This is a genomic window from Sphingopyxis sp. A083 (assembly GCF_001468495.1).
In the GTDB taxonomy this organism is placed as follows: domain Bacteria; phylum Pseudomonadota; class Alphaproteobacteria; order Sphingomonadales; family Sphingomonadaceae; genus Sphingopyxis; species Sphingopyxis terrae.
The window spans coordinates 166,297-179,846 of record NZ_LNSK01000003.1 but is presented as its reverse complement, the minus strand read 5'-3'; the positions used below and the strand labels follow the sequence as shown (position 1 = coordinate 179,846).

At 67.4% G+C, this 13,550-nt stretch carries 18 protein-coding genes; 12 read left to right on the top strand and 6 right to left on the bottom strand.

What is annotated here, in order from left to right; all coding sequences use genetic code 11:
- Window positions 1–17: 17 nt before the first annotated feature.
- The 12 genes from ATE59_RS08215 to pal all read left to right on the top strand — a co-directional run bounded on the left by ATE59_RS08215 (window position 18) and on the right by pal (window position 8,823).
- Window positions 18–335 (top strand): YbjQ family protein, encoded by a 318-nt coding sequence (locus tag ATE59_RS08215; RefSeq protein WP_058812003.1) that lies wholly within the window; start codon window positions 18–20, stop codon window positions 333–335.
- Between the two features lie 82 nt (window positions 336–417).
- Window positions 418–1,164, top strand: a complete 747-nt coding sequence (locus ATE59_RS08210; RefSeq protein ID WP_003039229.1) for a YebC/PmpR family DNA-binding transcriptional regulator — start codon at window positions 418–420, stop codon at window positions 1,162–1,164.
- Window positions 1,165–1,269: 105 nt separating this feature from the next.
- The gene (gene ruvC, locus ATE59_RS08205) at window positions 1,270–1,743 is read left to right on the top strand and encodes a crossover junction endodeoxyribonuclease RuvC (RefSeq protein WP_058812002.1); all 474 of its coding nucleotides are present in this window, start codon (window positions 1,270–1,272) and stop codon (window positions 1,741–1,743) included.
- Window positions 1,744–1,856: 113 nt separating this feature from the next.
- On the top strand, window positions 1,857–2,456 hold the full coding sequence (gene ruvA, locus ATE59_RS08200) for a Holliday junction branch migration protein RuvA (protein ID WP_058812001.1): 600 nt from the start codon (window positions 1,857–1,859) through the stop codon (window positions 2,454–2,456).
- Window positions 2,453–2,863, top strand: a complete 411-nt coding sequence (locus ATE59_RS08195; protein ID WP_058812000.1) for a GFA family protein — start codon at window positions 2,453–2,455, stop codon at window positions 2,861–2,863. Before ruvA ends, ATE59_RS08195 begins: the two co-directional genes overlap by 4 nt.
- Before the next feature lie 267 nt (window positions 2,864–3,130).
- Complete coding sequence (gene ruvB / locus ATE59_RS08190; protein ID WP_003039239.1) at window positions 3,131–4,213, top strand: Holliday junction branch migration DNA helicase RuvB; 1,083 nt, start codon at window positions 3,131–3,133, stop codon at window positions 4,211–4,213.
- 102 nt (window positions 4,214–4,315) lie between these two features.
- Window positions 4,316–4,780 carry a YbgC/FadM family acyl-CoA thioesterase gene (locus tag ATE59_RS08185; RefSeq protein ID WP_058811999.1) on the top strand — a complete coding sequence of 155 codons (465 nt, stop codon included), beginning with the start codon at window positions 4,316–4,318 and terminating at the stop codon, window positions 4,778–4,780.
- Window positions 4,774–5,472, top strand: a complete 699-nt coding sequence (gene tolQ / locus ATE59_RS08180; protein ID WP_003039244.1) for a protein TolQ — start codon at window positions 4,774–4,776, stop codon at window positions 5,470–5,472. The genes ATE59_RS08185 and tolQ overlap by 7 nt, the downstream gene beginning before the upstream one ends.
- On the top strand, window positions 5,472–5,987 hold the full coding sequence (gene tolR, locus ATE59_RS08175; RefSeq protein WP_058811998.1) for a protein TolR: 516 nt from the start codon (window positions 5,472–5,474) through the stop codon (window positions 5,985–5,987). Before tolQ ends, tolR begins: the two co-directional genes overlap by 1 nt.
- 58 nt (window positions 5,988–6,045) lie before the next feature.
- On the top strand, window positions 6,046–6,822 hold the full coding sequence (locus tag ATE59_RS08170; protein WP_231737212.1) for a hypothetical protein: 777 nt from the start codon (window positions 6,046–6,048) through the stop codon (window positions 6,820–6,822).
- 5 nt (window positions 6,823–6,827) lie between these two features.
- The gene (gene tolB, locus ATE59_RS08165) at window positions 6,828–8,195 is read left to right on the top strand and encodes a Tol-Pal system beta propeller repeat protein TolB (RefSeq protein ID WP_058811996.1); all 1,368 of its coding nucleotides are present in this window, start codon (window positions 6,828–6,830) and stop codon (window positions 8,193–8,195) included.
- A gap of 112 nt (window positions 8,196–8,307) precedes the next feature.
- On the top strand, window positions 8,308–8,823 hold the full coding sequence (pal, locus tag ATE59_RS08160; protein WP_174531846.1) for a peptidoglycan-associated lipoprotein Pal: 516 nt from the start codon (window positions 8,308–8,310) through the stop codon (window positions 8,821–8,823).
- Here pal and ATE59_RS08155 read toward each other — a convergent pair.
- Genes ATE59_RS08155 through gspJ form a run of 6 tightly spaced genes read right to left on the bottom strand, consistent with a single transcriptional unit; the run spans window position 8,810 to window position 13,545 of the window.
- Window positions 8,810–9,583, bottom strand: a complete 774-nt coding sequence (locus ATE59_RS08155; protein WP_058811995.1) for a prepilin peptidase — start codon at window positions 9,581–9,583, stop codon at window positions 8,810–8,812. The two genes, pal and ATE59_RS08155, sit on opposite strands and share 14 nt — an antisense overlap.
- Window position 9,584: 1 nt before the next feature.
- Window positions 9,585–10,304, bottom strand: coding sequence for a type II secretion system protein N (locus ATE59_RS08150; protein WP_058811994.1), 720 nt, complete (start codon window positions 10,302–10,304; stop codon window positions 9,585–9,587).
- Window positions 10,304–10,786 carry a type II secretion system protein GspM gene (gene gspM / locus ATE59_RS08145; protein ID WP_003039264.1) on the bottom strand — a complete coding sequence of 161 codons (483 nt, stop codon included), beginning with the start codon at window positions 10,784–10,786 and terminating at the stop codon, window positions 10,304–10,306. The genes ATE59_RS08150 and gspM overlap by 1 nt, the downstream gene beginning before the upstream one ends.
- Window positions 10,783–11,928: a type II secretion system protein GspL gene (gene gspL, locus ATE59_RS08140; RefSeq protein ID WP_058811993.1), complete on the bottom strand. Its 1,146-nt coding sequence runs from the start codon at window positions 11,926–11,928 to the stop codon at window positions 10,783–10,785. The genes gspM and gspL overlap by 4 nt, the downstream gene beginning before the upstream one ends.
- A gap of 1 nt (window position 11,929) precedes the next feature.
- On the bottom strand, window positions 11,930–12,937 hold the full coding sequence (gene gspK / locus ATE59_RS08135) for a type II secretion system minor pseudopilin GspK (protein ID WP_058811992.1): 1,008 nt from the start codon (window positions 12,935–12,937) through the stop codon (window positions 11,930–11,932).
- Window positions 12,934–13,545 (bottom strand): type II secretion system minor pseudopilin GspJ, encoded by a 612-nt coding sequence (gene gspJ / locus ATE59_RS08130; protein WP_269434527.1) that lies wholly within the window; start codon window positions 13,543–13,545, stop codon window positions 12,934–12,936. The genes gspK and gspJ overlap by 4 nt, the downstream gene beginning before the upstream one ends.
- Window positions 13,546–13,550 lie beyond the last annotated feature (5 nt).

Here is a 13,550-nt window from a genome sequence, read left to right as displayed (position 1 = left end):
AGCCAAGGAGAGTGACGATGTTCAGCACCACGACCAACGCTGTCGAAGGCCATCCGGTCCGCGAATATCTGGGCATCGTCACCGGTGAGGTGATCGTCGGCGCGAACCTGTTCCGCGATCTGTTCGCCAGCATCACCGACATCGTCGGCGGCCGCTCGGGCAAATATGAAGATGTCCTCGCCCGCGCCCGCAAGGAAGCGATTGGGGAAATGGAAGCCGAAGCCGCGCGCCTTGGCGGCAACGCCGTGATCGGCGTCGATCTCGACTATGAAGTGCTCGGCCAGAACGGATCGATGCTGATGGTCAGCGCTTCGGGAACCGCCGTGGTTGTCTGATCGGCGCCGCCGCCCGTAGTTGTCTGCGACCGCGCTTCGCGCTAGGGGCGGCCCCAGATTTTTCCGTTAAGGGAGGTAGGCCGTGGCCGGCCATAGCAAATTCAAGAACATCATGCACCGCAAGGGTGCGCAGGACAAAAAGCGCAGCAGCCTCTTTTCGAAGCTCAGCCGCGAAATCACGGTGGCGGCAAAGATGGGCCTGCCCGATCCCGACGCCAACGCCCGCCTTCGCGCGGCGGTCAACGCCGCCAAAGCGCAGTCGATGCCCAAGGACAATATCCAGCGCGCGATCGACAAGGCCGCGGGCAATGACGGCGAGAATTACGAGGAAATCCGTTACGAAGGCTATGGCCCCGGCGGCGTGTCGCTGATCGTCGAAGCGCTGACCGACAATCGCAACCGCACCGCGACCAATGTCCGCACCGCGTTCAGCAAGAATGGCGGCAACCTCGGCACGTCGGGCAGCGTCAGCCACGGCTTCGACCGGCTCGGCATGATCAGCTATGCGGCAAGCGCGGGCGACGCCGACACGGTCTTCGAAGCCGCGCTCGATGCGGGCGCCGACGATGTCGAATCGACCGAAGATGGCCATGACATCTGGACCAGCGTCGATTCCTTGCACGAAGTCGCAAAGGCGCTCGAAGCCAAGCTGGGCGAAGCCGAAGGCGTGAAACTCGCGTGGCGCCCGACGCTGAAAAGCGAAGTCGCCGACGAAAGCGTCGCGCAGACGCTGTTCAAGCTGATCGACACGCTCGACGATGACGACGATGTGCAGACCGTGTGGGGCAATTATGAAATCCCCGACGCGGTGATGGAAAAGCTCGGATGACAAACCCCTCCCCTCCCGCTTGCGGGAGGGGCCGGGGGTGGGCCGATGCACGGCGCGCCGCTTGCCCACCCCAAACCCCTCCCGCAAGCGGGAGGGGCTTCTAACATGATCATCCTCGGTCTCGACCCCTCGCTCAGCTGTACCGGCTGGGGCGTCATCCGCGTCGAGGGCAGCCGGCTCAGCCACATCGCCAACGGTCAGATCAAGACCGACGCAAAGGCCCCCCTGCCCGACCGGCTGGCGTATCTCGATACTGCACTCGCGGCCGTGATCGCCGACCATGCCCCGGCGCAGGCAGCGGTCGAGGAAGTGTTCGTCAACGACAATCCGCAATCGACGTTGAAGCTCGCGCATGCGCGCGGCGTCGTTCTCCTCGGCTGCGCGCGCGGCGGGCTCACGGTCACCGAATATGCCCCGCGGCTGGTCAAGAAGGCGATCGTCGGCACCGGCGGTGCGGCGAAGGAGCAGGTGCAGGCGATGCTGCGCGTGCTGCTCCCCGGCGCGAAGGTTGCAGGCGCCGACGCGGCCGATGCGCTGGCGGTCGCGATCTGCCATGCGAACCACCGGCCCAAGGTTTAAATCCCCACGCCGTTCGCCCCGAGCTTGTCGAAGGGCCGTTCTTCTCTTAAGGAGAACAAAAGGGGAAGGACAGGGCTTCGACAAGCTCAGCCCGAACGGATGTTAGAAACCAGATGATCGCCAAACTCACCGGACGGCTCGATTCAAGCGGCGCAGGCCATGCGGTGATCGACGTCGGCGGCGTCGGTTATCTGGTCGAGGCATCGGCGCGCACGCTCGACGCGCTCGGCCCGGTCGGCGGCGATGTCACCATCCACACCGAAATGCTGGTGGGCGAGGATTTCCTGCGCCTGCTCGGCTTCGCCCGCGCCGAGGAACGCGACTGGTTCCGCCTGCTCACCAGCGTCCAGGGCGTCGGCGCAAAGGTCGCGCTCGCGATCCTCTCCGCGCTCGAAGTCGCCGACCTGCAGCGCGCACTCGCCAGCGGCGACAGCGCGATGATCGCGCGCGCCAACGGCGTCGGGCCGAAGCTCGCACAACGCATCGCGCACGAACTGAAGGACAAGGCGAGCGCACTGGGCGGGATCGCCGGCACCGGTCCCGCGGCCGTCCCGGCCGCCGGCCCGCTCGGCGATGCCGTGACCGCCCTCACCGGCCTCGGCTTCAAACCTGGCGAAGCGAGCGCCGCCGTCGCCGCGGCGAGCGAGGAACTGGGCGCGGGCGCCACTCTGGATGCGCTGGTTCGCGTCGCGCTCAAAAAGGCGGCGAAATGACCGCCCTCACCCGCCACGCCTCGTGCCGCTGCGGCCAGATCCGCATCGCCTGCACCGGTGAGCCGATCCGCGTGTCGGTGTGCCATTGCCGCGAGTGCAAGGCGCGCAGCGGCAGCGCCTTTGCCGCGCAGGTCCGCTTTCCCGTCGAGCAGGTCCGCATCGAGGGCGAAGCGAGCGCGAAGATGTGGCAATATACCGGCGAGAGCGGCAACACCGCCGACTTCTTCTTTTGCGGCACCTGCGGTTCGGGCGTCTGGTATCGCGCGCGCCCCTATCACGACGCCTACGCCATCCCGCTCGGCAATTTCGCACCCGGCCACGGCTTCGTCCCCGACTATTCGGTGTATGAGGAGCGCAAGGAGCCTTGGGTTTCGATCACCGGCGAGGGGATCGAGCATTATGATTGACCGTCGCCTCATCCATCCCGTCACCCTGAACTTGTTTGGCATATATCGCGCTCAAACAAGTAAGTGTTCCCCCGCGAAGGCGGGGGTCCAGCTTCGACGCGAAGCGTCGAAGGCCGCGCTGCCGCGCGTCTCCCTGTTGGAACTGGACCCCCGCCTTCGCGGGGGAACGCACCTTTCTTGTCGCAAGGGGATAATCGCCAACTTGTTTCAGGGTCCATGGCCTGCCCCTTCCTTCGGCGCAGTGCCGGACGAGAGTTCCGCCCGTGGATGCTGAAACAAGTTCAGCATGACGACAAATATGGGTATCGCCGTATCGTGACCGAGCTCACCACCCCTGTCCGCACCCCCGAGGATGCCGATGCCGCGCTGCGGCCGAAGTCGCTCGCCGAATTCGTGGGTCAGGCCGCGGCGCGCGAGAATCTGCGCATCTTCATCGAGGCAGCAAAGGCGCGCGCCGATGCGCTCGATCATGTGCTCTTCTTCGGCCCGCCGGGGCTGGGCAAGACGACGCTGGCGCAGATCGTTGCGAAGGAGCTGGGCGTCGGTTTCCGGTCGACCAGCGGCCCGGTCATCGCCAAGGCGGGCGACCTTGCCGCGCTGCTCACCAATCTGGAGGATGGCGACGTCCTCTTCATCGACGAGATCCACCGCCTGTCGCCCGCAGTCGAGGAAATCCTCTATCCCGCGATGGAGGACCGCGCGCTCGACATCATGATCGGCGAAGGGCCGTCGGCGCGCAGCGTGCGGATCGACCTGCCCAAATTCACCCTCGTCGGCGCGACCACGCGGCAGGGGTTGCTGACGACGCCGCTGCGCGATCGCTTCGGTATCCCGGTGCGGCTCAATTTCTACACCCATGCCGAACTCGAACAAGTGATCGGCCGCGCCGCGCGCTTGCTCGGCCTCGGCATCGCGCCCGACGGCGCGCTCGAAATCGCGAAGCGTTCGCGCGGCACACCGCGCATCGCCGGGCGCCTGCTCCGCCGCGTGCGTGATTTTGCGACAGTGGCGGGGGCGCAGATCGTCGACGCGCGGGTGGCCGACGCGGCGCTCAACCGGCTGGAGGTCGATGCGCTGGGCCTCGACGCGATGGACCGCCGCTACCTTGCCATGATCGCCGACATCTATCGCGGCGGCCCCGTGGGGGTCGAAACGCTGGCCGCGGGCCTCAGCGAGCCGCGCGACACGATCGAGGATGTGATCGAACCCTACCTCCTCCAGATCGGCCTGATCGCCCGCACGGCGCGCGGCCGCTGCCTCAACGCCAGCGCATGGAAGCATCTGGGCCTCAATCCGCCCGCGGGGGTGCAGGACGGACTATTCGATTCTGGCGGCGGCGCGGCAAAATAGGACGGAAAAGTGCGGCTTTGAATCCGTCAACCGGCCCCGCGCTGCGACGAACCGTTCAAGAGGGCTTTGCGACGAGTCGAAGCATCGCTATCGCTCGCAACTATGGTTGACGTTCCGCCTCCTTTCATCCCCGGCGCCTTTGTCGGGGCCGCGCATCACTACCGGCTGCGCGTCTATTTCGAGGACACCGACCTCAGCGGCATCGTCTATCACGCCAATTATCTGCGCTATATGGAGCGTGCCCGGTCGGACATGCTGCGCATCGCCGGGATCGACCAGCGCGCGGCGATGGAAGCGGGCGAAGGCGCCTGGGCCGTCACCGACCTTGCGATCAAATATGTACGCCCGGCCAAGCTCGATGATGATTTGCTGGTTATCAGCACCGTCGAGGCGGTGCGCGGCGCGAGCGTGATTATCGCGCAACGCATCCTTCGCGGTCAGGACGAGTTAACCAACGGGCGTGTTACCGCAGCTTTTCTGTCGCCCGAGGGCCGGCCGCGCCGCCAGCCCGCCGGGTGGGCCAGCCGCTTTACCGCGATCATGAATGGAGAGACCATCCCTTGCTAGACAATATCAAGCTGGCCGCCGACGCGGCGACCTTGTCCCCCATCGCGCTGTTCCTGCAGGCCGATATCATCGTGAAGGCGGTAATGATCGGGTTGCTTGCCGCGTCCATCTATGTGTGGGCGGTGATCTTCACCCACGGCCGCGGCGTCGGCAAAATGATGAAGGCGTCGGACAGCTTCGAGCGCGATTTCTGGCGCGCCGACAATATCGACAAATTCTATGACAAGAATGGCAATGAAGAATTGCCGAGCGCGAAGGTGCTGGCTGCGGGGATCGGCGAGTGGCGCCGTTCGACGCGGAGCAAGGTCATCGACCGTGAAGGAACGCGCGAACGGCTGGGCATTGCGATGAACAGCGCCGTCGCCGGTGAGGTCGACCGCCTCGCCGAAAAGATCGGCACGCTGGCCACCATCGGTTCGGTTGCGCCCTTCGTCGGCCTGTTCGGGACGGTGTGGGGGATCATGCGCAGCTTCACCGCGATCGCCGCATCGAACAACAGCAGCCTCGCCGTCGTTGCGCCGGGGATCGCCGAGGCGCTGTTCGCAACCGCGATCGGGCTGTTCGCGGCCATCCCCGCGGTGATTGCCTATAACGCCTTTTCGCAGCGGCTGAACCGGCTCGAATCGCGGCTCGGCCGCTTTGCCGATGGCCTGCACGCGACCTTCAGCCGCGAACTGGAGGTCGAAGCCTGATGGCGATGACCGGACCTTCGGGCGGCGTCGGCGGCCGGCGTCGCGGGCGCGGCGGGCGCCGGGCGCCGATGTCGGAGATCAACGTCACCCCGCTCGTCGACGTTATGCTGGTGCTGCTGATCATCTTCATGATCACCGCGCCGCTGCTTGCCTCGGCGGTGCCGATCGACCTGCCCGAAAGCCGGGCCAAGCCGATCGAAACCGAGGAGCAGGAGCCGGTGCAACTGTCGATCAATGCCGACGACACGCTGTATATCGGCGATCAGGTCGTCCCCGAGGCCGAACTGTCGGCCCGCCTCGATGCCATCGCGCGCGAAACGAAGGACGGCGACAAGCCGCGACAGATCATGCTGCGCGCCGACAAGGGGCTCGACTATGGCCGCGTAATGCGGGTGATGGGCGAACTCAACCGCGCCGGCCTGTCGCGTATCGCGCTGGTGACGACAGGCGCCGACACCGATACCGCCGCTGCCGCCGAAAGCGCGGTCACGGACGGTTCAGAAACGCGGCCATAGGGTCAAGATCATGGCCGAAACGCGGGCATTTGGGGGGACACAAGGACGCGGCATCGCCGTGGCAGTCGCCGCGCATGTCGTGATTATCGTACTGTTGTCAGTGCAATGGACCGCGGGCCAGCGCCGCTTCGACAATCCGCCGATGGAGGTCGACCTGATCGCCGAGACGGCGCCGCAATCGACTGCGCCGATCATCAGCGCCAATCCCCCCGCCGCACGGCTGGGCGACGAAGATGCGGCCGATATCGCCGCACCGCCCGAACCGGTGCCGACGCCGCCGCTGCCCGAGCCCGTCGTCCGCCCGACGCCCGCCCCCGCACCAAAGCAGGTGGCGAAGCCCGTTCCGGCCACGCCCAAGAAATCCCCGCCAGCGGCCCAAAAGGCGCCGCCGCGGCCGACACCAAAAGCCGAACCGAAAAAACAATCGTCGCGCCCCACCGGCCGTCTCGACGGCATCGTCGACGGGCTGAGCCGTTCGCAGCCAAAGGCACCGGCTTCCAAGGGCGCACCGGCCGCCGCGACGGCGGCCGAGGTCAAGCGCTCAATCGACGTCAGCATCAAGGCGGCCGTCGGCCCGCGCTGGAACGGATGCCGCATCAGCGGCGTCGATGTCGATCAACTCAAGACCGTGGTCAAATTCCGCCTGACCCAGTCGGGGGCGCTCGCCGGATTTACCAGCGTCGAGACGAGCGGCCAGAACGACAGCAACAAATTCCAGGTCCAGCGGCATCAGGAATGCGCCAAGCGTGCCATCGAACTCGCCGCCCCCTTCGACCTGCCCGAGGAAAATTACAGCTTCTGGCAGAATTACACGCTCGATTTCATCAAGAGGTAAGAGAGATGCCGCTTCGCTCCATCGCCCTCCCGCTCGCGCTCATGCTGTCCGTCGCCCCGGCGTTGGCGCAGGTCGCATCGCCCACACCCGCCCCCGCAGTCCCCACCGAACCGCGCGAAACGATCGAAGGCACGCTGTCCCAGGACCGCACGGTCATCGCGGTTCCCGCTTTCGCCACGCCTGCCGTTACCACCGTCGCCGGGCTGCGCACCGACAATCTGGGGCGGCAGATCGCCGATGTGATCGCCGCCGATCTTGAACGCAGCGGGCTTTACGCGCCGCTCGGCCCCGGCAGCGTTCGCGCGATCAGCATGGCCGAAGTACGCGCACCACGTTTCGCCGACTGGCAGGCGCGCAACGCCGAAAATGTCGTCCATGGCTTCGTCCAGACGAACAGCACCGGCGGCTTCGTCGTCGGCTGCTATCTCTACGACACTCAGCTCGGCAGCGAGCTGGTACGGCAGGGTTTCGAAATCCAGCCGGGCGACTGGCGCCGCGCCGCGCACAAATGCGCCGACGCCATCTATTCGCGCCTGTCCGGGGAATCTCCCTTCTTCGATAGCCGCGTCGCCTATATCGCCGAGAGCGGCCCCAAGGGGAACCGGATCAAGCGCCTTGCGATCATGGATTCGGACGGCGGTAATCACCGCTTCATCACCAACGGCCAGGCGCTGGCGCTGTCTCCGCGCTTCTCGCCCGATTACAAGAAGATCGTCTATGTCAGCTATCTGAACGACCGCGTCCGCGTCTTCATCTACGACGTCAATGCGGGGACGCAGAAGCTGGTGACCGAAAGCCGCAACGCGACCTTCGCGCCGCGCTGGTCGCCCGATGGCCGGCAAATCCTCTTTTCGATGGCAGTCGGCGGCAACACCGACATCTATCGCATCTCGACCGAAGGCGGCACGCCGGTGCGGCTGACCAACGCACCGGGCATCGACGTCGGCGGCAGCTTTTCGCCCGACGGCAAGAAGATCGTCTTCGAAAGCGACCGGTCGGGCAGCCAGCAAATCTATACGATGAATGTTGACGGGTCCGATCAGCGCCGGATCAGCTTCGGCGGCGGTCGCTATGCGACGCCCGAATGGTCGCCGCGCGGCGACCTGATCGCCTTCACCAAAATGGGCGGCGGCGAGTTCCGCATCGGCGTGATGACCCCCGGCGGCAGCGGCGAGCGGCTGCTGACCAACAGCTGGCAGGACGAAGCGCCGACCTGGTCGCCCAACGGCCGCGTGATCCAGTTCTTCCGCACCACATCGGGCCGCGAGGGCAAATCGACGATCTGGCAGGTCGACCTGACCGGCGTGAACCTGCGCCGGTTGCCTACGCCGCAGGACGGGTCCGACCCGAGCTGGGGCCCGATCCTGCCCTGAGGCGCGCCGGCGCGCGCGGAACCAAAGGAAAACCGCGGGGTTCAATCCTGTGTTAAATTGACGTTCATCGCATTTCGCCACGACTGAAAACGCAACAAAAAGGACAGACGACATGACGATACGCAAAACCACCGCGATGATCGCGGCGATCACCATGCTGACTGTGGGTGCCTGTTCGAAGAAAGCCCCCGAAACGCTGCCGCCGGCCCCCGAAGGAACCGACACGGGGACCGGTACGGGAACCGATCCCAATGCGGTCGTTCCGGGGTCGCAGCAGGACTTCATCGCCAACGTCGCCTCGGACCGCATCTTCTTCGGCTTCGATCAATATAATGTCGATGCAGAGGATATGGCGACGCTGCAAAGCCAGGCGCAATGGCTGCAGCGCAATCCCGCGGTGCGCGTGACGATCGAAGGTCATGCCGACGAACGCGGTACCCGCGACTATAATATCGCGCTCGGCGAACGCCGCGCCAACGCTGCGAAGAATTATCTCGCCTCGCTCGGCATCGACCCGAGCCGTATGAATGTCATCAGCTATGGCAAGGAACGGCCGGCCGAACTCGGATCGAACGAGGAAGCCTGGGCGAAGAACCGCCGCGCGGTGACGGTCGTTATCGGCCGCTGATCAACGGCCAAAGCGGCACCGTCGCCCAAGCGGCGGTGCAAGCGAACACACCGAAGGGGACGGCCCGCATCGACAGCGGGCCGTCCCCTTTTCGCTGCGCACCAAGCGCCCAGACCAGCCCGCCCAGACTGGCAAGCAGCAACAGCAGTGGCAGCGTCTGCCACCCGATCCAGCACCCGATCGCCGCGACCAGCTTGGGATCGCCGCCCCCCATCCCCTCGCTCCCGCGCACGTGCCGGTAGGCGGCAGCGATGCCGGCGAGGACCAGCCCGCCTGCCACCGCGCCGATCCAGCGATCGAGCAGACTTACTTCGAGCAGCGGCCCGGCGAGCAGCAGTCCGGCGAGCGCCAGCACCACGTTGAGCGGATCGGGCAGCCACATATGCCGCGCGTCGAGCAGCGCGAGCGGCAGCAACAGCCAGCCGAACAGCGCCCATAACCAGCCCGCCGTGCCGGGCATCAGCGCGAGCGCCGCTGCCCCGATCGCCGCCGACAACAATTCGACCCGCCAATGCAGCGCGTCAATCGGCGCGCCGCAATGACGGCAGCGACCACGCGCCGCGATGGCCGACAGCAAGGGTATAAGGTCGCGCGCGGTCAGCGCCGTGCCGCACGCATCGCAATGCGAACGCCCGCGCAACACCGACCGCCCCAGCGGCCAGCGCAGCACCAGCGTCGCCAGAAAGCTACCGAGCAGCAACCCCGCCAACGCGGCCAGACCGACGCCCATGCCAAAGGGCAAGGCGTCGAGCGCCGCCATGTCAGAATCGGCCCGTGGTCGCCAGCACGTAGCCGTCCGCCGCCGGACGGAAGCCGAGCATCGTCAACGCCGCCGCCATCGTCGGATCGTCGTCAACGGTGATCGCGAACTGCGCGCGCCACGCGCCACGACCGTCAAACCCCAGCGTCAGCCGCTCCATCCCCGACTGGCTGCTCAGCGCCGCCTGTGCACGCCCGTTCGCACAGCTCAGCGGGCCCGACAGCCCGCGCGCCAGATCCAGACCGGCGATCGGCGCCGCGATCGAAAGCTGCACCCGTCCGCTTGCTTCCACGCATTTCCCGTCATTGTCGAAGCGTGTGGTGGCGCCTTCGAAGCGGATGGTGTCGACGGGGATCGCGCCGAGGCCGCCCGCGAGCGTCGTGACGCCATTGACGTCGGCGGCGCCGCGCGGGTTTGTGCCGTAGAGTCGGCCCGACAAGGCGCCCAGCTGATCGTCCTGGCGCGCAAAGGCGAGTTCGGTGCCGCCCGTCAGCAGCGCGAGCGGCGACAAGCTGGCTTTGACCGTGCCGAGCGGCAGCGCGCCCAATCGCGCGTCGACAAGTTCGCCCGACCAGACCGAGCCGCGCACCGTCCGCGCGCTGAAGCCCGCATCGGAGACCCCGGCGAGCGACAGCGCCAGCCGCATCGGAAAGGTCGCGGCGATCAGCAGCAGCGCGAACAGCGCCGCGGCCGCGATCCAGAGGCGGTGCGAGCGGGCCATCACTGTCCGCCCTTGCGCAGTTCGGCGGTCATGCCCACCGTGCCGTCGGCAGCGGGGGTGACCGTGAGCTGATCGACAACGAACCCCTGCGTCTCGAGCGCCGCGAGCCAGTCGTTGAGGACGGGCGCCTTCGCGGTCGCGATGGCGATGGTTGCCTGCGCCGTTCCGCGCGCTTCGTTACGGTCGAGGGTCAGGCCGATCTCGCCCGCCGATTGCGCCAGAAACTGGTCGATCGCTACCGCATCGGTGGCGGCAGCGACCGCCTTCGCCGGACGCTGCGACAAAAGATGCACCTTGGCCGCGACGCGCCCTTCGCGCTCGATTGCCGCGGCATGGTCGCTGCCAAGATCGACCAGCGCCGCATAGGCCGGACGGGCGAGCGCCCAGACGAGCACCGCCAGCGCCAGCGCCGCTGCAATGCCGACGAGCCAATGCTCGCGCCGCGACAAACCCGCCCACCAATTGCGCATCCTGTCGATCATGGCACCGCCCGAACCGTGATATTTGCCATCTGCTGGCCATCGGTGCCCGCCATCGGCTGCGCGGTCACGCGATAGCCGCGCGCCTGTAGCGCCAACAGCACCTTGTTGAGATCATCGACGCGCGGCCCCGCCAGCGTCGTCGTCAGCGTCCCGTCGGTGCGGTGCGACAACGTCTTGAGCGTCACCCCCGGCGTGTCGCGCATCGCATCGAACAGAGCCGACGCCGGAACCGAAAAGGCGAGCGGCCCGCCGCCCGCGCTGGCCAGCCGGCGATCGACTTCGGCCTCCGCCGCGGTCGCATCGGGAGCTTCGATCCCCAGCGTCGCCGCAGCCGCAACAACTGCGGCATCGGCGCGGCGGGTGTCAGCGGCAAGGCGCACCGCATAAACGACCGGGACCAGCAGGCTGACGATCAGCAACGCCGCGAGCAGGCGCTTGCCTATCCGCACCAGATCCGGATCGGCCGCCCAGCGGCGCTTCGGCTTCCAGCTTCCGCTCAGCAGATCGAGCGGCGGCGCGGCGAGCGAGATCAGCAACGCTTCCCGCGCCGCATCGGCGCCCAGCGGGACGATCGTCCGCTCCTGCGCGACCAGCGCGTCGATTTCCGGATCGGAGCGCCATGCTCGATCGGCCGAGCGCAGGATCGCTTCGCCGCCAAGTTCGGCGGTCCACAAATGATCGGCGTCGGGCGGCGGCAAGATGGCGGCGGCGGGAAGGATCGCCGCAGCGGTCAGCCCCTCTGCCGCGAGCCAGCCGGTCCAGGCCCTCATCGCGGCGTGGGTGGTGACGGCCACCGGCACCGCCTGTCCGGTCTCGGCCGGCTCACCGGCCACGATGTGCAGTCCGGCCGCGTCGCCCAGACTGTCGCGCAGCGCGTCGATCCGCGCCGCCGCTGCCGCCTGCGCGGGGGCAGCATCGGGATAGGCGCGCCAATGGATCGGCACGTCGCCTGCAGGGGCGAGTGCGATGAGCCGATCGTCGCCCGCGTCGTCCTGCGGCTTTTCCCAGGCGTCGACCCAGCCGTCGTCCTGCCCGCTGTCGACGATCACACCATCGTCGACGCGCAGCCAGGCAGGCCGTGCGGCTTCGTCGCCACCGAGCGCCGCCGCCGACGGCAGCCAGAGGATCAGCGTCCGTGCCACGTCAGTCGGCCTCGCCCCAGTCCCGGCGGACGATGACCGGCGGCGCCTGACCGGCGCCCGGCGCGCCGCCATTGACGTCGATAAGCGAATGTGCCGTCAAAAACCCGTCCCCAATCGTCACTTGCGTCGTCAGCGTGAGCCACCGGCTGGTCACCGCGGCCTGTTCGCCCACGTCGGTGGGCGGATCAAGCCGGGTGAGCGAGCGCGCCTCCCAGAATCGCACGCTGCTGCCATAGCCGCCAGCGGGTCGGGCCGCCAGCGCCGCCCGCGCATCGGCGATGCTGATCTGCCCCGGCATCAGCATCGCGATCAGCGGCGCCTGTTCGGGACGCAGCGTGTTGACGTTCAGCTTCACCGGTTCGGCGCGCGGCAAGGCGCATATCCACGGCTTCAGCCGCGCATAGATTTTGGGCGTCACGCCGCGCACCGCGCGCAATTCGCTGACATCGGCCATCTTGCGGTTTGCGGGCAGGTAGGCGCCGGGGAGCGCGCGATAGACGCCATCTTCGGCGCCGAGCGGCCCGTCGTTGCCGTCGCTGTCGATCCAATCCGCGGCCGCGCCGGAAATCGCCATCGCCTGTCCGCGGTCGATACCGAGCAGCACCATCAGCTCGGTAAATTGCGTGGTAGCGCCCGACCGCTGACTGAGCTTTCCCGGCGCGGTTTCGGCGGCCAGGCTGTTGAGATTGAAGCAATTGTCGGCATCGCTCAGCCGCGCGCTCCCCTGCCCGCCCGGCAGCGGCAGGATAAAATCGCGGTCGAGCCAATCGCCCTCATTCGACAGTCGCGACGGATCGCGCGCCACCAGATTGGCGACGCGCCGCAGCGCAATCTGTTCGGCGGCAAAGGCGTAGGCGCGTCCCTGATCGACCGTCGCGGCGCTGGCCGCGATCCGCGTCGCAAGCGTCAACCGGTCGAGCGCGGTCGCTGCGATCACCGCCATGACCGCGACGAGCAGCAACACGCTGAGCAGCGCCGCCCCGCGATCGTCCCGTGTCGGCCCGGTCATGGCGTCGCCCCAGTCGGCGAAGGCGGCGGCGGTGGGAGCGTCGGCGCGGTCAGGAACAGCATCGTCAGCGGCGGCCGCCCGGCTCGGGTCAATCGCACCTCGACCGCGCGCGGCAAACGGTCGTCGGGATCGCTCGACCAGCTTTCGCTCCAGTTGCCGCTCTCGTCGCGGTAGCGCACCGCAGCCGCCGAAACGTCGCCGACCAGCCGGTCACCGTCGCCGAGCGTCGTGCCGTCGAGCGTCGGCTGCACCGCGCGGCGCCACTCACCTCCGATCAGGGCATAGCCGACGCGTTCGACATCGGGCCGCGCGCCCCCCTCGATCGTAGCCGCACCCGCATGAACGAAGGCGAAGCCGTTCGCCGAGCCGGTGAAGGCCGGAACCGCCTCGCCCGCCGCGCCGCGCGTCGACCGCTGCACCGCCTGCGCCAGATCGTTCGCCATGACCGCGCGGATGCGGTTCATCCCGCTCATCGCCTTGAGCCGCGTCTGTACCGCCTCTTGTGTGTCAACGCTGCTGCGTAGAAGGCTCACCCCCATCGCCGCGATCGCGGCAAAGAGCGAGAGCGCAACGAGCATTTCGACGAGGGTGAAGCCGTGCTGGCCTATCGCAA

Coding starts and splice junctions, on each gene's coding strand:
- ATE59_RS08215 (WP_058812003.1), top strand. CDS start 18: ATGTTCAGCACCACGACCAACGCTGTCGAAGGCCATCCGGTCCGCGAA.
- ruvC (WP_058812002.1), top strand. CDS start 1,270: ATGATCATCCTCGGTCTCGACCCCTCGCTCAGCTGTACCGGCTGGGGC.
- ruvA (WP_058812001.1), top strand. CDS start 1,857: ATGATCGCCAAACTCACCGGACGGCTCGATTCAAGCGGCGCAGGCCAT.
- ATE59_RS08195 (WP_058812000.1), top strand. CDS start 2,453: ATGACCGCCCTCACCCGCCACGCCTCGTGCCGCTGCGGCCAGATCCGC.
- ruvB (WP_003039239.1), top strand. CDS start 3,131: ATGCTGAAACAAGTTCAGCATGACGACAAATATGGGTATCGCCGTATC.
- ATE59_RS08185 (WP_058811999.1), top strand. CDS start 4,316: ATGGTTGACGTTCCGCCTCCTTTCATCCCCGGCGCCTTTGTCGGGGCC.
- tolR (WP_058811998.1), top strand. CDS start 5,472: ATGGCGATGACCGGACCTTCGGGCGGCGTCGGCGGCCGGCGTCGCGGG.
- tolB (WP_058811996.1), top strand. CDS start 6,828: ATGCCGCTTCGCTCCATCGCCCTCCCGCTCGCGCTCATGCTGTCCGTC.
- pal (WP_174531846.1), top strand. CDS start 8,308: ATGACGATACGCAAAACCACCGCGATGATCGCGGCGATCACCATGCTG.
- ATE59_RS08155 (WP_058811995.1), bottom strand. CDS start 9,583: ATGGCGGCGCTCGACGCCTTGCCCTTTGGCATGGGCGTCGGTCTGGCC.
- ATE59_RS08150 (WP_058811994.1), bottom strand. CDS start 10,304: ATGGCCCGCTCGCACCGCCTCTGGATCGCGGCCGCGGCGCTGTTCGCG.
- gspM (WP_003039264.1), bottom strand. CDS start 10,786: ATGATCGACAGGATGCGCAATTGGTGGGCGGGTTTGTCGCGGCGCGAG.
- gspK (WP_058811992.1), bottom strand. CDS start 12,937: ATGACCGGGCCGACACGGGACGATCGCGGGGCGGCGCTGCTCAGCGTG.